18 protein-coding genes are annotated in these 17,094 nt (G+C 56.4%); 8 read left to right on the forward strand and 10 right to left on the reverse strand.

Annotated elements, in window-relative coordinates; all coding sequences use genetic code 11:
* The first annotated feature begins 2 nt into the window (after positions 1–2).
* The 6 genes from hpaE (at position 3) to hpaI (ending at position 5,868) form a co-directional block, all read left to right on the forward strand.
* Positions 3–1,463, forward strand: coding sequence for a 5-carboxymethyl-2-hydroxymuconate semialdehyde dehydrogenase (hpaE, locus tag AC1DRN_RS09925; RefSeq protein ID WP_223457533.1), 1,461 nt, complete (start codon positions 3–5; stop codon positions 1,461–1,463).
* A gap of 107 nt (positions 1,464–1,570) precedes the next feature.
* Complete coding sequence (gene hpaD, locus AC1DRN_RS09930) at positions 1,571–2,428, forward strand: 3,4-dihydroxyphenylacetate 2,3-dioxygenase (RefSeq protein ID WP_477786690.1); 858 nt, start codon at positions 1,571–1,573, stop codon at positions 2,426–2,428.
* A 61-nt stretch (positions 2,429–2,489) separates the two neighbouring features.
* Positions 2,490–2,882, forward strand: a complete 393-nt coding sequence (locus AC1DRN_RS09935) for a 5-carboxymethyl-2-hydroxymuconate Delta-isomerase (protein WP_223457532.1) — start codon at positions 2,490–2,492, stop codon at positions 2,880–2,882.
* A 46-nt stretch (positions 2,883–2,928) separates the two neighbouring features.
* Complete coding sequence (locus AC1DRN_RS09940) at positions 2,929–4,233, forward strand: MFS transporter (protein WP_223457657.1); 1,305 nt, start codon at positions 2,929–2,931, stop codon at positions 4,231–4,233.
* A gap of 12 nt (positions 4,234–4,245) precedes the next feature.
* Positions 4,246–5,049, forward strand: a complete 804-nt coding sequence (gene hpaH, locus AC1DRN_RS09945; protein WP_223457531.1) for a 2-oxo-hept-4-ene-1,7-dioate hydratase — start codon at positions 4,246–4,248, stop codon at positions 5,047–5,049.
* Positions 5,050–5,067: 18 nt separating this feature from the next.
* Entirely contained in the window at positions 5,068–5,868 is an 801-nt protein-coding gene (gene hpaI / locus AC1DRN_RS09950) for a 4-hydroxy-2-oxoheptanedioate aldolase (RefSeq protein WP_223457530.1), read from the forward strand.
* Between the two features lie 64 nt (positions 5,869–5,932).
* Here the strand turns inward: hpaI and hpaR are convergent, their stop codons facing one another.
* The 3 genes from hpaR to AC1DRN_RS09965 form a co-directional block, all read right to left on the reverse strand.
* Positions 5,933–6,355: a homoprotocatechuate degradation operon regulator HpaR gene (hpaR, locus tag AC1DRN_RS09955; protein WP_223457529.1), complete on the reverse strand. Its 423-nt coding sequence runs from the start codon at positions 6,353–6,355 to the stop codon at positions 5,933–5,935.
* A gap of 127 nt (positions 6,356–6,482) precedes the next feature.
* On the reverse strand, positions 6,483–7,433 hold the full coding sequence (locus AC1DRN_RS09960) for a p-hydroxyphenylacetate 3-hydroxylase reductase component (protein ID WP_223457528.1): 951 nt from the start codon (positions 7,431–7,433) through the stop codon (positions 6,483–6,485).
* Between the two features lie 76 nt (positions 7,434–7,509).
* The gene (locus AC1DRN_RS09965) at positions 7,510–8,679 is read right to left on the reverse strand and encodes a p-hydroxyphenylacetate 3-hydroxylase oxygenase component (RefSeq protein WP_223457526.1); all 1,170 of its coding nucleotides are present in this window, start codon (positions 8,677–8,679) and stop codon (positions 7,510–7,512) included.
* Between the two features lie 591 nt (positions 8,680–9,270).
* On the opposite strand from AC1DRN_RS09965, the gene AC1DRN_RS09970 reads away from it, so the two are divergent.
* Entirely contained in the window at positions 9,271–9,894 is a 624-nt protein-coding gene (locus AC1DRN_RS09970) for a TetR/AcrR family transcriptional regulator (protein WP_223457524.1), read from the forward strand.
* A gap of 118 nt (positions 9,895–10,012) precedes the next feature.
* Here the strand turns inward: AC1DRN_RS09970 and AC1DRN_RS09975 are convergent, their stop codons facing one another.
* The 7 genes from AC1DRN_RS09975 to AC1DRN_RS10005 all read right to left on the reverse strand — a co-directional run bounded on the left by AC1DRN_RS09975 (position 10,013) and on the right by AC1DRN_RS10005 (position 16,094).
* Positions 10,013–11,311 carry an oxidoreductase gene (locus AC1DRN_RS09975; protein WP_477786691.1) on the reverse strand — a complete coding sequence of 433 codons (1,299 nt, stop codon included), beginning with the start codon at positions 11,309–11,311 and terminating at the stop codon, positions 10,013–10,015.
* A 66-nt stretch (positions 11,312–11,377) separates the two neighbouring features.
* A complete protein-coding gene (locus AC1DRN_RS09980) occupies positions 11,378–12,151 on the reverse strand; it encodes an SDR family NAD(P)-dependent oxidoreductase (RefSeq protein ID WP_223457520.1) in 774 nt (257 codons plus the stop codon).
* A gap of 43 nt (positions 12,152–12,194) precedes the next feature.
* Positions 12,195–13,367 carry an MFS transporter gene (locus tag AC1DRN_RS09985; RefSeq protein ID WP_223457518.1) on the reverse strand — a complete coding sequence of 391 codons (1,173 nt, stop codon included), beginning with the start codon at positions 13,365–13,367 and terminating at the stop codon, positions 12,195–12,197.
* Positions 13,364–13,717, reverse strand: a complete 354-nt coding sequence (locus AC1DRN_RS09990) for a c-type cytochrome (protein WP_223457517.1) — start codon at positions 13,715–13,717, stop codon at positions 13,364–13,366. Before AC1DRN_RS09990 ends, AC1DRN_RS09985 begins: the two co-directional genes overlap by 4 nt.
* Positions 13,714–15,390 carry an FAD-binding oxidoreductase gene (locus AC1DRN_RS09995; RefSeq protein WP_223457515.1) on the reverse strand — a complete coding sequence of 559 codons (1,677 nt, stop codon included), beginning with the start codon at positions 15,388–15,390 and terminating at the stop codon, positions 13,714–13,716. Before AC1DRN_RS09995 ends, AC1DRN_RS09990 begins: the two co-directional genes overlap by 4 nt.
* A 3-nt stretch (positions 15,391–15,393) precedes the next feature.
* Positions 15,394–15,849: a hypothetical protein gene (locus AC1DRN_RS10000; protein ID WP_223457513.1), complete on the reverse strand. Its 456-nt coding sequence runs from the start codon at positions 15,847–15,849 to the stop codon at positions 15,394–15,396.
* A 2-nt stretch (positions 15,850–15,851) separates the two neighbouring features.
* Complete coding sequence (locus tag AC1DRN_RS10005; protein WP_223457511.1) at positions 15,852–16,094, reverse strand: hypothetical protein; 243 nt, start codon at positions 16,092–16,094, stop codon at positions 15,852–15,854.
* 331 nt (positions 16,095–16,425) lie between these two features.
* Between AC1DRN_RS10005 and AC1DRN_RS10010 the strand changes: the two genes are divergently transcribed.
* Complete coding sequence (locus AC1DRN_RS10010) at positions 16,426–17,019, forward strand: TetR/AcrR family transcriptional regulator (protein ID WP_223457509.1); 594 nt, start codon at positions 16,426–16,428, stop codon at positions 17,017–17,019.
* Positions 17,020–17,094: the final 75 nt, after the last annotated feature.

A 17,094-nucleotide genomic window follows, 5' to 3' on the forward strand; every position in this document is an offset into this window, starting at 1 on the left:
ATATGATCAAACATTGGATCAATGGCCGTGAGGTCGAAAGCAAAGATACCTTCACCAACTACAATCCAGCCACCGGCGAAGCGATTGGTGAAGTGGCCAGCGGCGGTGCCGAAGAAGTTGCACAGGCGGTGGCGGCAGCCAAGGAAGCCTTTCCTAAATGGGCCAATACACCGGCCAAAGAGCGCGCACGACTCATGCGCAAACTTGGCGAACTAATTGAGCAAAATGTTCCACACCTGGCCGAGCTGGAAACCCTGGACACGGGCCTGCCGATCCATCAGACCAAAAACGTGTTGATTCCGCGCGCTTCGCACAACTTCGATTTTTTCGCCGAAGTCTGCACCCGCATGGACGGCCACAGTTACCCGGTCGACGACCAGATGCTCAACTACACCTTGTACCAGCCGGTGGGCGTTTGCGGCCTGGTGTCACCCTGGAACGTGCCGTTCATGACGGCAACTTGGAAGACAGCACCGTGCCTGGCACTGGGCAACACTGCAGTGCTTAAAATGTCCGAGCTGTCGCCGCTGACGGCCAACGAACTGGGTCGCCTGGCCGTCGAAGCCGGCATTCCGAACGGTGTGCTCAACGTCATCCAGGGCTATGGCGCGACTGCCGGTGACGCGCTGGTCAGGCACCCGGACGTACGAGCGATCTCCTTCACCGGCGGCACTGCCACCGGCAAGAAAATCATGCAAACCGCCGGCCTGAAAAAGTATTCCATGGAACTGGGCGGCAAGTCCCCGGTGTTGATCTTTGAAGATGCCGACCTGGAGCGTGCCCTCGACGCGGCGTTGTTCACTATCTTCTCGCTCAATGGCGAGCGCTGCACCGCCGGTAGCCGTATCTTCATTCAGGAAAGTGTTTACCCGCAGTTCGTGGCTGAGTTCGCGGCACGTGCCAAACGCTTGATCGTCGGTGATCCGCAAGACCCGAAAACCCAGGTCGGCTCGATGATCACCCAGGCCCACTACGACAAGGTCACCGGCTACATCAAGATCGGCATCGAAGAAGGCGCCACCCTCCTCGCCGGCGGCCTGGAACGTCCGGCCAACCTGCCAGCCCACTTGAGCAAAGGTCAGTTCATCCAGCCGACGGTGTTCGCCGACGTGAACAATAAAATGCGCATTGCCCAGGAAGAAATCTTCGGTCCGGTAGTGTGCCTGATTCCGTTCAAGGATGAAGCCGAGGCCCTGCAATTGGCTAACGACACCGAATACGGCCTGGCGTCCTACATCTGGACCCAGGACATCGGCAAGGCGCATCGTCTGGCCTACGGCATCGAAGCCGGCATGGTATTCATCAACAGCCAGAACGTGCGTGATCTACGTCAGCCGTTCGGTGGCGTGAAAGGTTCCGGTACCGGGCGCGAAGGTGGCCAATACAGCTTCGAAGTTTTCGCCGAAATCAAGAACGTCTGCATTTCCATGGGCAATCATCACATCCCTCGCTGGGGATTGTGAGCAGCCGATAGCCGCTGCTGAAGGCTGCGATGAGGCGCGCATCAGCTCATCGCGGTTCTCACTGGCCGCTGAATTGAATCGACAAGAATAATTTCAGGAGAATCATCATGGGCGAAGTCGTCCTGGCAGCAAAAGTCTGCCATGTGCCGTCGATGTACTTGTCCGAACTGCCGGGCAAACACCACGGCTGCCGTGCTGCAGCTATTGCAGGGCATAAGGAAATAGGTCGTCGCGCGCGTGAGTTAGGTGCCGACACCGCCGTCGTGTTCGACGTGCACTGGCTGGTGAACAGCGGCTACCACGTGAACAACGGTGAGCATTTCAGTGGTGTTTACACAAGCAATGAACTACCGCATTTCATCAAGGACATGGTTTACCACTACCCAGGCTGCCCGGAACTCGGACAACTGATCGCAGAGGAAGCCAACGCGGCCGGGGTGCGCACGCTGTCGCATAACATCCCGAGCCTGGAACTGGAATACGGCACCCTGGTGCCCATGCGCTACATGCACATGGATGTACCTGCAGCCGAAAAACTCAAGGTGATTTCCATCGCGGCCTGGTGTGCCTGGCATCGTCTGGAAGACAGCTTCACTTTCGGCGCCGCCGTACGCCGCGCAATCGAGAAGAGCGACCGCAAAGTCCTGGTGCTGGCCTCCGGTTCTCTGTCACACCGTTTCTCTGACGATCGCGAAGCGGAAGCCAACATCCACAACTGGACGCGCGAATTCGACAAACAGGTCGACATGCACGTGGTCAAGCTGTGGCGTGAAGGTCGATTCAAAGAGTTCTGCGCGATGCTTCCTGATTACGCCGAGCACTGCTTCGGCGAGGRCAAGATGCACGACACCGCAATGCTCTTGGGTCTGCTGGGCGGACCGGACTACAACAAGCCGGTCGAAGTCCTCACAGAGCCCTTTGGCAGCTCCGGAACCGGCCAGATCAACGCCATTTTCCCGCTCTGAATTTCGCTCAAGCGGCAGGGGCGCGCCCGCCGTTCAGCGCAACTGCCTACCAGGAGGGCACATGCCGCATTTTATTGCTGAATACACCGACAACATCGAGCTACAGGCCGACTTGCCGGGCCTTTTTGAAAAAGTCCACGCGACACTGGGGGGCAGCGGTGTATTTCCGCTGGGGGGTATCCGAAGCCGAGGCGTTCGACTGGATACGTGGCGCATGGCCGACGGCAAACACGATTACGCCTTCGTCCACATGACGCTGAAGGTTGGCCATGGCCGCGACCTGGCGACGCGCCAACAGGTCGCTGAAAAGCTGTTCGAAGTCATTACCGCGCACTTTGCTCCGCTGCAGGCGGAACGTCTGCTGGCGCTGTCGTTTGAAATGATCGAGCTGCACCCCGAGCTGAACTTCAAGCTCAACAACGTGCATGCCTTCCTCAAGCAGCAGGCGAATTAGCAAGCCCTCCCCCCCCCACGGCCACTCTCACAAAAAGTACAAAATCATGAGCATAGCCACTTCCGCTACACAGCCTTTGAGCGATGCCTCAATGTCGACCCACCGCACAGTGACTTGGCGGCTGATGCCACTGCTGCTGGTGTGTTACCTGTTTGCTCATCTTGATCGGATCAACATTGGTTTCGCCAAGATGCAGATGGGCGCCGACCTGCAATTCAGCGATACCGTCTACGGCTTTGGTGCAGGCCTGTTCTTTGTTGCGTACGCGATGTTTGGTGTCCCCAGCAACATTGCCTTGGATCGCATTGGGCCACGGCGCTGGATCGCTTTGTTGATGGTCGTCTGGGGAACGCTGTCGACTAGCATGCTGTTGATCGAAAACGCTGAGGGCTTCTACGCGTTGCGCTTCTTGCTCGGCGTCGCCGAGGCCGGATTTTTCCCAGGCATTTTGGTGTACCTAAACCGCTGGTATCCAGCCAGTAGGCGCGCACAAGTAACCGCGTTGTTTGCCATTGCCGTGCCGCTGGCCGGGGTCGTCGGTGGCCCGTTATCGGGCGGTATCCTGCAAGGCTTTCATGATGTTGGGGGCCTGCGTGGGTGGCAGTGGATGTTCCTGATTGAAGGCGCGCCAGTTGTGCTTCTCGGCTTGCTGGTACTCAAGGTATTGCCCGACAACTTCGAGTCAGTTAGCTGGCTCAGCAACCAGCAGAAAGACCAACTGCGCGCCCAACTGGCTAGCGAAGAGCAACGCAAATCCATCATCTCGTTCGGCGGAATACTGCGAGATCCTCAGGTCTGGCTGCTGGTGGGCATCTATTGCGCGGTCATGTTGGCGGTCAACACGCTAGCTTTCTGGATGCCTACACTGATTCACAGCTCCGGGATTGGCAGCGATGGCAAGGTCGGCCTGCTCAGTGCTCTGCCCTATCTGGCAGGCTGCGGTTTCATGATCGCCTGCGGACGCTCATCGGATCGGCGCCGCGAACGCCGGTGGCACTTGAGTGTGCCATTGCTCATGTCAGCCCTCGGTATCGCCGTAGCCGGACTTTTGCCTGACGATCCCTTCATGGTAATCGGCGGATTGGTGATTACCGGTATGGGCGCGAGCGCCGCACTACCGATGTTTTGGCAGCTGCCTCCCGCATTCCTGTCAAACAGCACCCAGGCGGCGGGCATCGCCTTGATCAGCTCTCTGGGAAGTATTGCCTCGTTTCTGACACCCAATCTGATTGGCTGGATGCGTGACACCACCCACAGCGCCAGCCTTGCCCTCTACGTCCTCGCGACCTTGATCGTCGCAGGCGCCTTCCTGGTGCTGCGCACGCCTGCCGCCATCGTCAATCCTCATTAAGAGATCCACGTCATGCTCGATCAAGAATTCATCCAGCAAGCCGCTGCTCAACTGGACAACGCCGAACGCTCTCGTGAGCAAGTCGGGCAGTTCTCCCTCGCGCATCCACAGATCACCATCGAAGATGCCTATGCCATTCAGCGAGCCTGGGTGGCGCAGAAAATAAAGAACGGACGCAAGCTGGTGGGGCACAAGATTGGCCTGACCTCTCGGGCCATGCAGGTTTCATCAAACATTACAGAACCGGATTACGGGGCGTTGCTTGACGACATGCTGTTCGACGAAGGTACCGATATCCCCTTCAACCGTTTTATCGTGCCGCGCGTTGAAGTGGAGCTGGCATTCATTCTCGGCAAGCCGCTCAAAGGCCCAAACGTCACTATTTTCGATGTACTGGATGCTACCGAATGGGTGATCCCCGCCCTGGAAATCATTGACGCGCGTATCCAGCAGATCGATCCCGAGACCAAAGCCACGCGCAAGGTCTTCGACACCATTTCCGACAATGCGGCGAACGCGGGAGTGGTCATGGGTGGCCGTGCTGTGCGCCCTCATGAGGTCGACCTGCGTAAGGTGCCCGCTGTCTTGTACCGCAATGGCGTGATCGAGGAATCAGGAGTTTCTGCCGCCGTGCTCAATCACCCGGCGAAAGGTGTCGCCTGGCTGGCCAACAAGCTCGCACCTTACGATGTCACGTTACAACCGGGGCAAATCATTCTGGGCGGGTCGTTTACCCGTCCAGTGGCCGCCAGCCCAGGCGATACCTTCCATGTCGACTACGACATGCTGGGCTCCATCTCCTGCCGCTTCGTCTGACTCCTGGAGGATTGATTCATGGATATGCCCATCAACACATTCAAGCAACGCCTGAAAAGCGGCAAAGCGCAGATCGGCCTTTGGCTCGGCCTGGCCAACCCTTACTGCGCGGAGCTGGCAGCCAATGCCGATTTCGATTGGCTATTGATCGACGGCGAGCATGCGCCCAATAACGTACGCAGCATGCTTGGTCAACTACAGGCGATAGCGCCCTACGCCAGTCATCCGGTGATCCGCCCTGTCGCTGGCGACACAACGTTGATCAAACAAATTTTGGACATCGGCACCCAGACCTTGTTGGTGCCGATGGTCGAAAGCACCGAGCAAGCGCAAGAACTGGTGCGCGCCGTGCGCTATCCACCCAGTGGCGTGCGCGGTGTAGGTAGCGCATTGGCACGGGCGTCACGCTGGAACACCGTGCCCGGATACCTGGACAAGGCTGACGAGCAAATATGCCTGCTGGTGCAGATTGAAAGCCTCAAAGGCTTGGCCAATTTGGATGCCATCGTCAACGTCGAAGGCGTTGACGGGGTGTTTATCGGCCCCGCCGACCTCAGCGCTGCCATGGGCCATCGTGGCAATCCGGGCCATCCCGAAGTTCAAGCAGTCATTGAAGACACGATCATTCGAATCCGCAATGCGGGCAAAGCACCCGGCATTCTCAGCGCTGACGAAAAACTGGCCAGGCGCTACATCGAGCTCGGCGCGGCATTCGTAGCGGTGGGCGTCGACACCACTGTACTGATGCAAGGCCTGAAAGCACTGACAAGTAAGTTCAAAAATACCCCGGCCACCATCAGTACCGGTGGCGTTTACTGATTTCAAGTCAATTTCAAACACTCACTGCTGGCGGTCGTTTTTGCCAGCAGTGATCATCCAGAGATCAACGTTTCAGTGACTTCAAATCGTTGAGCAGCACCAACAACGTCTGCAATTTTTCCGCGCCGAAGCCTTCCTGCAAGCGCTCATAGTTCTCTTCCATGCGCCCCCTCATACTTTCAAAACAGCTATCTCCGGCAACGGTCAGTTTCACCAGCACTCGACGCTGGTCGTGTTCTGAGCGCCGTCGTTCGACCAGCTCTGCGGCTTCCATCCTCGCCAGTACCCCGGTCATGCTGGGCTTGAGAATACACGCCAAGTCCGCCAAGCGATTGATCTCCAGTTCGCCCTGCTGACTGAGAATCCGCACCACCCGCCATTGTTGTTCAGTGAGGCCAATATCCTTCAGGGAGGGCCGGAAAAAGCTCATGGCGACTTCACGGGCCTGGAGCAAGTTGAGTGTTAGAGACTGTCGGTGCTTGGGCATTTAAGAACGACTCGAATTTAGTTAGCATATTAACAATCTTATCACGCCGATATAGCCATAAAAATTCTCACCCTCATATAAAACGGCGCCTCTGGCGCCGACTAATTTGATTGCAATCTAAATCAGGTCAGAGCCTGATAACCGTTTTCAGCACGGTCTTGAAGGTTTCCAATTGGTCGTTGCTAAATTGACTGAAGACTTTTTCCTGCTGTTCACGGGCTATTGACCACAATCCTTCCGTTTCATCGATACCTTTAACCGTCAAATGCAAGTGCCCATCTTCTTCACAGACCAGACCTTTACGAGTGAGATTGGCAACGGCCTCCTCGATTTCCCGCACGGGCATCGCCACCTCGCGCTGCAGATCGGTGAGGCTTAGACCCGCATCACTTTCAAGCACCATCAGCATACGTGCCTCACTGGTTCGTAAACCGGTGGACAATTGTCGGGGCTGATAGCTTGCTTGATAAGCGCGAAGCGCCTGAGTCATAAGGTAGTAAAGATTATGGTTCAGCCGCCCTTGGAAGTGGCTGCTGGGCGGCTGACCTTCACCACTCTTGGTCATGCGCGTGTGCGGCAGCACCATGGAGTAGGCACCCTGGTGGTACAGCAACGGTGAACGACCAAAATCATCGAAAGCCACCACCTTGCCAATCATGATCCAATGATCACCACCGTCCACCTGCTGGTATTTTTCGCAATGAAAACGCGCCGAGCAGTCAGCGAACACTGGCGCCCCGCCCTTGCCTGTTTCGAATTCGACCTCTGCAAAACGGTCATCCTTTGGACGGGCGAAATTGTTCGAAAGATCGATCTGATCAGCAGCGAGTACGTTCACGGCAAAGTGTGTAGCTTCTTCAAACACGTCGTGACTTGAAGAGCGCTTGTCGATGCTCCACAGGATCAACGGCGGATCTAGCGACACCGAGTTAAAGCTGTTGGCCGTCACCCCCACTTTGCGGCCGTTCTGATCGGCGGCTGTCACTACTGTCACGCCGGTGGCGAAGTTACCTAACGCGCGGCGAAATGCACGCGCATCGAAGGCGGAAGAAACGGCAATCTCATTAATATCGGACATGCAAGACTCCCGAGCACGCCTTGGGGCGCGCTCTAATTATTTTTATGAGGGGCTTGTGGCTTGGCGGCGAACGGCCTCAGGCCATTGAGGGGTCGGGCTCAAGACCCATCAGTTCGCGACCGAGTATCTGTGCACAGACGTCATAGTCGGTGTAGGCATGCGCACCCGTAAGATGCGAATCGCGGAACAAGCGTTGCAACTCGTTGGTTTCAAACCATGCACCGCCGCCGGCCGCTTCCATCAGACGGTCCACGGCCTGGATACACATCTTTGTGGCATAGCCCTGATTGGTACGCCAGAACGTGAGCGTGGTACGGCTTGGGTATTCGTGGCGCTCACTGTAATCAGCAATCTCTTCCCAGCTTTTTTCCAGCAGCGCTCGGGCGGCTGCAACCTGATGCGTGGATTCTGCCAGGCGCATCAATGCCGGGGTGGCTGCGCCGACAGCGGCACCGGTGTAGGCACGGACGCGGTTGCGGGTTTTCTCACGGAAAACATCCAGCATGCGCTCGGCAATACCCAGGCTGACAGTCGAGAAGCCGCTGGCAAAATAAGGCCGATAAGGGGCGAAGAAAATCTTGCTGTCCGGATACAGACCAAAGCCCGCCGACTTGCCTTCGATCATGTCCCTGGCTTTCTGGATTCGGTGCTCAGGCACGAAAGCATTCTTGACGATCAGGGTTTTGCTACCGCTGCCACGCATACCAACGGCAAACCAGTCATCGCGAATTTCGTAGTCACTGCTTGGCAGCACCGCGAAACAATAATCCCGAGTGCCTTCGGTATTCTCGCGAAAGAATCCCATGATGGCCCATTCGGCATGATCACAGCCTGAACTCCATCCCATCTCACCACTAAAGGTGACGCCTCCCTCCACCTCCTCGGTGCGACCAAAAGGCGCGATGCTGCTGCTGGCAGTAGCATCGGGGTCATTCCCCCAAACCTCATCCTGCAGCTTGCTGGAAAACATTGCGATTTGATGACTGTGAGTACATAGAAGGCTCATGGCCCAGGCAGTGCTGGCACAGGAACCGGCCAACAATGCGATGCAGTCGGCAAACTGAGGCAGGGAGATCTCCATGCCGCTGTATTTTTTCGGCTGCAACGCATGGTGCATACCAATGCCTTTGAGCAAGGCGATATTTTCGGCGGGAACATAACGCGCGCGTTCGGCCTCGAAGGCATTAGCCGCGATAATAGGCAGAACGCCTTTCAGGTCTTCCAATAGCGGGTTTGGAGTTTTCATGGGCGGTCTCTTTATTATTGGATAGTAGCGCTCCGCTCAGCAAGCACCTGTGAATCGCGCCGGAAGGCACCGTACGCCAGATGGCAAGCAGGTAAGCGGGGAAATACCATTCCAGTATGAGGTGCTGGAACAGGACGAAAAATGCACGTTACAAACAGAAGATTGCACTTTTCATAGAGGCTCTTATCGCAACGAACAAAAAGCGCAAACGAGCCCGGAGGGGGTGACTCACCGACACAGGTGACAAATCACTCCTTGCTTGCTTACTCGCGTCGCTGACTGCCCGACAAAGCTCCCGCCCAAAAGAAGCTGAAACATACGAAACGCTGTGAGTCGAATAAATCTAACCAAATCGGAGAATTGCCGCCTACAACACCACCCTCAATTTAAGCTATGAAGACCCGCGAATATTCGGCAAAACTGGCTTAATCGTGATCAAAGGCTTTCCTACGACATGGATTTAACCCGGGGTAGAAATTATTCAACACAGGCAATATACTGAACACTACGTATACTAATTAATGTCTTGACGAGAGCCATCCTGGGCTTTTGTTTTTCAGAACAAATGTACCTGGGTAAGGGATCTTGAGAATGTCGATTAATAAACCCGCATCGACCACAAAATCGGTAGTGGGTCGCCCACGTAGTGAAGCTACGCGCCGTCAGATCCTGGACGCTACCATCAGTCTCCTGCAGGAAAAATCCATTCAGGCAATCTCAATCGAGGCGATAGCACGAGAAGCTGGCGTTAGTAAATCGACCATATACCGGTGGTGGGACTCTAAAGCGTTAGTCGTCATTGACGCGTTCATAGAAAATCAGATGTTGAAGACACCCTTGCCACGAGAACTTGGCCCGAGAGAGGCAATTGCTCAGCACTTCCGCTCCCTTGTGGACCAATATTCTGGTTGGGCCGGCCGATTGGTCGCACAAATTCTCGCGGAAGGTCAGTCATCTCCCTCTACTTTACGAGATTTTCGAGAGCGGTTTCATTATGGAAGACGCGCAATAATTCGAGAAACTCTAGAAGAATGGAGGGTTAGCGGCGAGATATCTCCCGATACGGATATCGAGATACTGATGGATTTGATTTACGGAGCCGTTTACATGCGACTCATGATTGGACACGCCCCACTTAATCAGGAGTTTGCCGAGTCGCACATAAACTTTGTGTACCACTTACTGGGTGTCAATAAGACTGACTCCGAGACCTAGCCGTTGATCAAGTTCAGTACGTAAGCTTGACTTGATCGGATACCGACGTCGAGTCATTGGTTACGAACACCCCGCTCGTCTCGCTATAAGACTTATCGAAGTGCTCGTCCCAATTGGGTCATTTCTTCCGCGTGGCGCGGGCAAGCTTGTCGGCAACGCCCATCAGCACTTTGTTACCCGCTACCCAGACGCCCAGGTTCTGAGCCGGGCTGGAACGTTTAGCCTTCGGATCCTCGCGCCCCATCTCCGGGTTCTTATGACAGGCAACCGGTGCGTTGAGTATCAGCCTGCGCAGACAGGAATTAGAATGGTCGCACCACACGATCTCAGCCTCACGGCCTTCGATAACCTTCACCGCATAATCAGGGTCGGCCAGCATCTGCCGCGCCAGCATGCTTGCATCGACATCACCGTCCCAAATTGCCGCCGCCRCTTGCCGGGGGTCTGGTGTACTGGATAGGAACAGGAGCACCCCGCTTCCTAGTGCCTTGCGGAAGGCCTCCGGCCCCCCGAGAGTCAGCATGTTGCCGGAAGAACTTGGCACATTGTCACGCATCGACTCGTAGTTGCCCTCGCTTAGCGAGATGAAGTCCAGGCCGACCTCGGCGATGTGCGCTGCCACTTCAGCGTAACCCTCAGGCCCCTGGCCGCCGGGCATATGGTCATTCACACTCATGCGCACACCCACCGGATAATCCGGGCCGACTTCGGCGCGCACCGCTGCAACCACGTCGCGCAAGGCTCTTGCGCGATTGGCAACCGAGTCGCCATATTCATCGGTGCGCTGATTGGCCAGCGGGGACAAAAAGGACGAGTAGAAGTAGCACATGTGTGCGCCAATCTCGACGCCATCGAAACCACAAGCCTTGGCTCGGCGTGCACCGCTGACGACGCTCGCCTCGATGTCCTTGATCTCCTGGATGCTGGCCTCGTGTGGCACCGGTGTGATTCGGCCGCCGGGGATGTAGAGATGGTTGGGCAAGCCACCGGCCCCCAGGTTCACCGGCTTCGGGCTGGCCGCCAAAATCCACCGGCCGTTTCGCGGCACGCCCATGCGGCCGAAACTCGGAAACAGCTGCGCGAACACTGCCGCACCGCTTTCATGTACGGCGTCTGTCAGGCGCTTGAGATCATCGACAAATTCGTCCTTGTCAAAGCGCAGGTTTGGCGCAAACGGTGACTCGTTCCAGGCGCGTTCGCTGCATACCGATCCGCCAACGATGGCCAGGCCAACTCCGCCCTGCGCGCGGCGCTTGAGGAACGCAATGGTCTGCTCGCTTGGGCGGCCGTCTTCGGTTGGGCGAAGTACCGCCATCGGCCCGAGGATAATGCGGTTTTTGATTTGCAATCCGTTGATCTGCAGCGGGCTTGCCAGCACCTTGGCTGCATTGAGGGTATTCATCGAAATGTTAGTCATGGTCAACACTACTCTTGCCTGTACAGGATCGGCCTGCCGGGCTCAGTCATCTGAACCCGACTCGACTTACATGATTGAGCTAGCCCCACCGTCCACAGGGATATTGATCCCAGTGACCCATTTAGATTCATCAGAGGTCAGGTAAAGGCCAGCCCAAGCGACAGCGATCGGCTCGCCTGGCTTACCGGTCAGGGTGCGCTCCACGATCGGAGCCACGGGTGCTTTGTCACCAAACTCCCGATACATCGCCTGAACGGGCGGGGTGTTCATCACACCAGGGCTAACCGAGTTAACCCTTACACCAACAGCAATGCCTTCTGCGGCCAGTTGGCGCGTCAAGGCAAGGACCGCCCCCTTCGCCGCGGCATGCGCAGCCTGCGGCAGCGTTCTCGCTCCCTGCATGCCAGCACCGGAGCCGATATTGACGATGGCACCTTTGGACTTCACCAGATGTGGCCAGGCAAGCTGACAAGCACGCCAGACAAGATCAAGTTCATTCTGGATAGTGAAGACATAGTCAACGTCGCTCTGCACCGCAAAAGGCGCAAAGCGCGGCAGACTGGCATTATTGTAGAGCGCGTCAATTCGGCCATGCCGAGCGACAGCACCATCAATCCAACGCGCTACATCCTCGCGATCGCTGAGGTCGACAGGCGCAACCACGTCGATGGAATGACCATCGTTTTCAACCAGTTTTGCGGTTTCTGCGGCCGTCTGCGGGTTGATGTCGCAGCCGACGACGATCGCGCCTTCGCTGGCGAACAGCCGAGCAGTCTCTCGCCCCATCCCGCTACCAATGCCGGTCAGTAACACGACCTTGTCTTGCAATCGCTTGCTCATACCAATCCTCTAGTAAGGGACTTCATATTATTGTTGTTTTCCATCACGCCTTACGGGTACCAAAGCGAAAGCAGAGGGCGGACGAAAGACCCAATATCAACGCCACCCAGCCCAAGCTGCCATAGCCAACATGCAGGGCGAGCACGCCCCCAAGGAGTGGGCCAGTAGCCGAACCCGCCATGACCATCACCGGGGTGGCTGCGACCACGCGACCGGACGGATCCAGTCGCGCCAGCACCCCGAACGCGAACACATGGGTAAATGTAACGACGGCGATGAGAACCGAGGTTGCAACGATGTAAACCTCGTAACCACCGAACTGGGTCACAGCGACAGCTGCAGTGGCTTGAATCAGAGGGCCAGCCACGACTACGCCCGAGGCCGGCAAGTGGCGTTCGAGAATGCTAGAAAGGGCGACAGGTACGAGATTCACGAAGCCACTGATGACAAGCACCGTGGTGATCTGCGCCGGGCTGAATCCGTGCCAGCCCCCTACTCGCTCGATGAAGCCGAAGACCATCGAATGACTCACCATCAGTAGACTCACGCCGGCGATGCCGAACCACACTCGCGCAGGCAACTTGGCGAGCGTGGATCGATCTTGCTGGGCCGTACGGGCGACGTTCGGAAAAGCAAGCAGTGCGGCCAGTGCGGCAGTGAACATGATGCCCGACATTGTGTAGAAGAATATGTTCGGGCCGATCTTGCCCACTAGCGGAGGCAGCGTCGCCATCACCAGGATGGACACCAGGCTCAGCGAACTAAAAGCCATTGCCGCTGCGCGGTGCGGATTGGCAGTACCACCCATCGTCCCGTGAACTATCGACAGGCCGCAGCCGACCGCCAGACCTGCGACGACATGCGCCGAAGCCAAAAGGACATAGCTGTCACTTACGCTTGCCATGCTGGCGAAGGACATACCAGCCACTGCATAAGACGCCGATGCCATGCGCTTGCGGTTGAGTCGGGATAGTTTTGGTGCGATACACAGACTGCTAAGCACGACCGACCCCAGAAAAAGAGTCAGCAGGAAACCCGCACGCTGCGGATCAAGTGCCAGTTGGCCGATCAGGACGATTCCGACCCAGATCGGCAAAGTGGTGATATCCATCAGGCCAGCGCAATGCCCGATGACGAGCGCTGCGGTACCGTTGCGGGAATCCCTCTGGTTGCCAGCAGCCTTGGTCAGGGTCTCAGAAGCAGAATGTGAGTTCATTGGTCTTTGGCCTTTAGGTAGTCGACGAGCAATTCAAGGTCGGCGTCGGTTATTTCGGTTTTACGAAATGCCGGCATGATCAGTACGCCGTTGCGAACGAAATGTTTGATGAAGGCCGGGGGCATGTCAGTGCGGTCTTCCAGGGCAGACGGTAAGCTGCCGCCGTACTTGGCCGTCAGCGAAGCAGTGCCGGGCATGCGTGGCGCTGCGGCGTGACAGATCGCGCACCACTGATCGAAAATCGGCTTGCCAGGATGCGCCGACACAGCTTGTCTGGCCGGCTCGGAGGCGACCGCCAGACCAGCCATGCATGCCAGCATCATCAGCACGATGAGACGGATCGTCTTCATTTGGCGTCCTTCCTCAAGTGCCTAGGCCAGATGCCGTAGCGGCCCGGCGAAAGAGTTCCGTTAGGATCGATGGCGTCCTTGATGACCTCGTTCAAGCGCAGCAGGCTGTTGTTGTTGTACGAATACAGGCCCATGGCCTGGTCCTGGAATTCCGGGTGGCAACGATATTCGCCCCAGCCATGCTGTGCGCCGATATCCAGCAGTGTCCGATACGCCTTGATGGAGGCTTTGTTCATCGCCGTATCATCGGTGATCGGGAAGCCCACGATGAAAAGGAAAGCGCGCTCGAAAAACGGCGCAGGCAACGCAAAAGGCCTGAGGTTCCAGATCGGCACGTTCTGCAGCGCAGGCAGGGTGCGGTAAGCCTCTTCGAAGACGCGATTGGCTTCGAGGATGCCTTGCGCAGTCTGTGGAATGACCGGAGAGAACCACATATGGCCGCGCATCGGATGCGGGTTGCCTCCGGCACGCGTGCCCATACCGAAGAAATCCATGTTCGGCACACCCACATCCTGCGGGTAAACCGTCCACTCAGCAGAAGCTTTGCGCGGATCGGTCTGGATCTGGCCAGCCTGAAAGCGCACACCCTTGATCGATTTTACCGCCAGCTCCTGTACTGCCTCCCACTGGGCCTGGATCACCTTCGGTGGTCCGTAGAACTTCAGGTTAAGCACCCAGTAAGGAATGTTGTTGTCCTGCCCATACTTCTGCAGTTCAGCCGAGTAACCGACACTGGCTTTCGCAATCAGATCAGCATGCTGCTTCTGCAACTGCGGCGGACCTTCGTAAAAGGCGTCTACAAGATGTTTCGTGTAATTGCTGATGCCGAGCAGTGGACTGCCCATTTCCGGCGCACCAGAGGCTAACCCGGTGTTCTCGACGTACTTGAGCAATTCCACTACGGCGTGCAGATCGTCATAACGCGCGGCCATCACCATGCCGTGCATGAAGGCCTCGGGTGCCGGCATCAACCAGATGCCCATCTTGGTGACAACGCCGAAATTGGACTGGGAAAAAATGCCGTCCAGGATCGGCCCCATCCCCATCTTGAATTGTCCCCACGTCTGGGAACCGGGTAGCGCTCCCATTCCTGTGCGAACCACCTCCCCATTGGCCAGCACCACCTCCATGCCGCAGTGCGAATCGAAGTGGTTGCGAAAGCGCGACAACGTGTGGCCCACACCATGGTCAAGCGCATTGCCAACCACACTGCCCCAGCCCGGATCGGCGACGTCCAACCACACCTTCAGGCCACGTTCCTGTATGTAGTTATACAGATCGAAATAGCTGACGCCAGGCTCCACGATTGCGTAGCCGTTGCTTTCGCTGACCTCAACGATTCGGTTCATCCGCTTCAGGTCCAGCACAACACTGCCGCCATGATTGGGCGCTGAACCGCCGTAGCCGAGGTTTTTGCCGGTGGAAATCGTATACAGCGGTATGCGGTGCTTATCGGCAATGCGCACGACCGCCTGCACCTCTTCAACCGAACCGGGCGCCACGGCAGCGGATGCGCTTCGATCCTCGGGCGTGTCGCGCAGCGGGGAATAAGAATCACGGTAGGGAAACAGATCCTCGTCCTCAACGAAGACCCATTCTTTTCCGACTACACCGACAAACGCCTTCAGCGCGACGGAAAAAACCTCGGGGGATACATTCGGGGGTGTTCTCATAATTCACGCGATGATCCATGAAACCAAAGGATTGGGCTGGCTCGCCGATACGTCGTGCTGATGCAGCACGACCGTGCGGCGCGACTGGCTGCGTGCTTGTTCCGCAAGGCAATGCCAAACCTCGCGTGTGGTGAGTCCGGCGACAGCGCCACCTTGCTCACGCCAAAACGGCACGAGCGATTCCTGCCAAAGCCTCGTGAGTCCGTTCGTGACTTCAAGCCGCGCACTACCCTTTTTGGCATGCTCAATGGCGAAAGCCAGGCTTTGCGGCAAGCGGCGATCCGTCACGACAAAGCGAACGTCAAACGGACTGGGGTCGAATGGTGTTCGAGCGATCTCTCGGGATGGCTTCGCGAGCGCCGGCAACGCACCCAGCATGGCGAGCGTCGCGGCACTGGCGGTGGACACGAGCAACTTGCGTCGCCCAATTCCGAGATTGAAAATATTGGGGACCGACATGCTCACTCCCCGAAAACGTTGAGGAATGTAGCGGAGCTCTGAACGCCGATTGAAAGACTGAGATCGGCGTCGAGGATCGAGCCGGTGGTATCGCGCGCCGAGGCAGCGCTGACGGGGAAATTTTGGAAATCAGCGGACACGAAGTGCTTGTCGCGTTCAGCCACCTGTTCACTGGTCGAGTGCCAGATGCTACCCACACTGGTAACGGTCGTAACATCGCCTTTCAGGCTCGAACCCTGATGCATGTTTGTCTCCTTCGCGCGTTCTTGTTGTTGTGCCCGTGATGGGCTTCATATGCGCGGAACAAACATATACGATCCGTATCGTTTTGTGCAAGCTTACTTTTTCAATACCGTCAGATGGCAGCCCTCATATGCCTTCGGAGTTAATCCACACAGGCCTTCCACGCTCACCAAGCCAGAACCAAAGCATTTTTTACATTGCTTCTTGAGTGGTCTGTTGGCTACGATCAGAAACGCCTCAGCTTGATTTCAGCAGGCAGCAGCCCCTGCCGCAGAGTGAGCACATGCAGCATCACGCTCCTGTTAAAATTAGACATTTATTAAGGAATACTTTATGCAGGAGAAGTCTTTAGGACGACCACGCAGCGAAGTTACTCGACTGCAAATACTGAATTCGACCATAAAGTTGCTACGCGAGAACTCCATTCAGGCCATCTCGATTGAGGCAATTGCAAAGGAAGCGGGTGTCAGCAAGGCAACCATATACAGATGGTGGGACTCGAAAGCGCTACTGGTCATTGACGCCTTCATTGAGAACCATCTTCTTAAAACCCCACTACCAATTGAACTCGGCCCCAAGAAGGCCATCGCTGTTCATTTCCGTACACTAGTGGAGCAATTTTCTGGTTGGCCAGGCCGAATACTTGCTCAAATCATAGCCGAGGGACAATCTGACCCTTCAGTATTACGAGCCTTTCGAGAGAGATTCCACTATGGGCGACGCGCAATAGTTAAAGAAACACTTGAAGAATGGAAACGCAGCGGTGAAATCCCAAGCGATACCAATGTCGAGTCGCTTATGGACATAATCTATTCAGCAGTCTACATGCGCTTGTTGGTCGGCCACGCGCCATTAAACGAGGAGTTTGCCAAGTCGCATATCGACTACATATACCACTTGCTGGGAGTAACGAACTCAGAAAACTGAACAGCACTGTTTGGCTGCCGATCGTTATAAAAGTATGAATTGACTCAGTCCCAATTCACCCTGAGAGGTGAATCG

It is taken from the genome of Pseudomonas sp. P5_B3, from assembly GCF_056400405.1.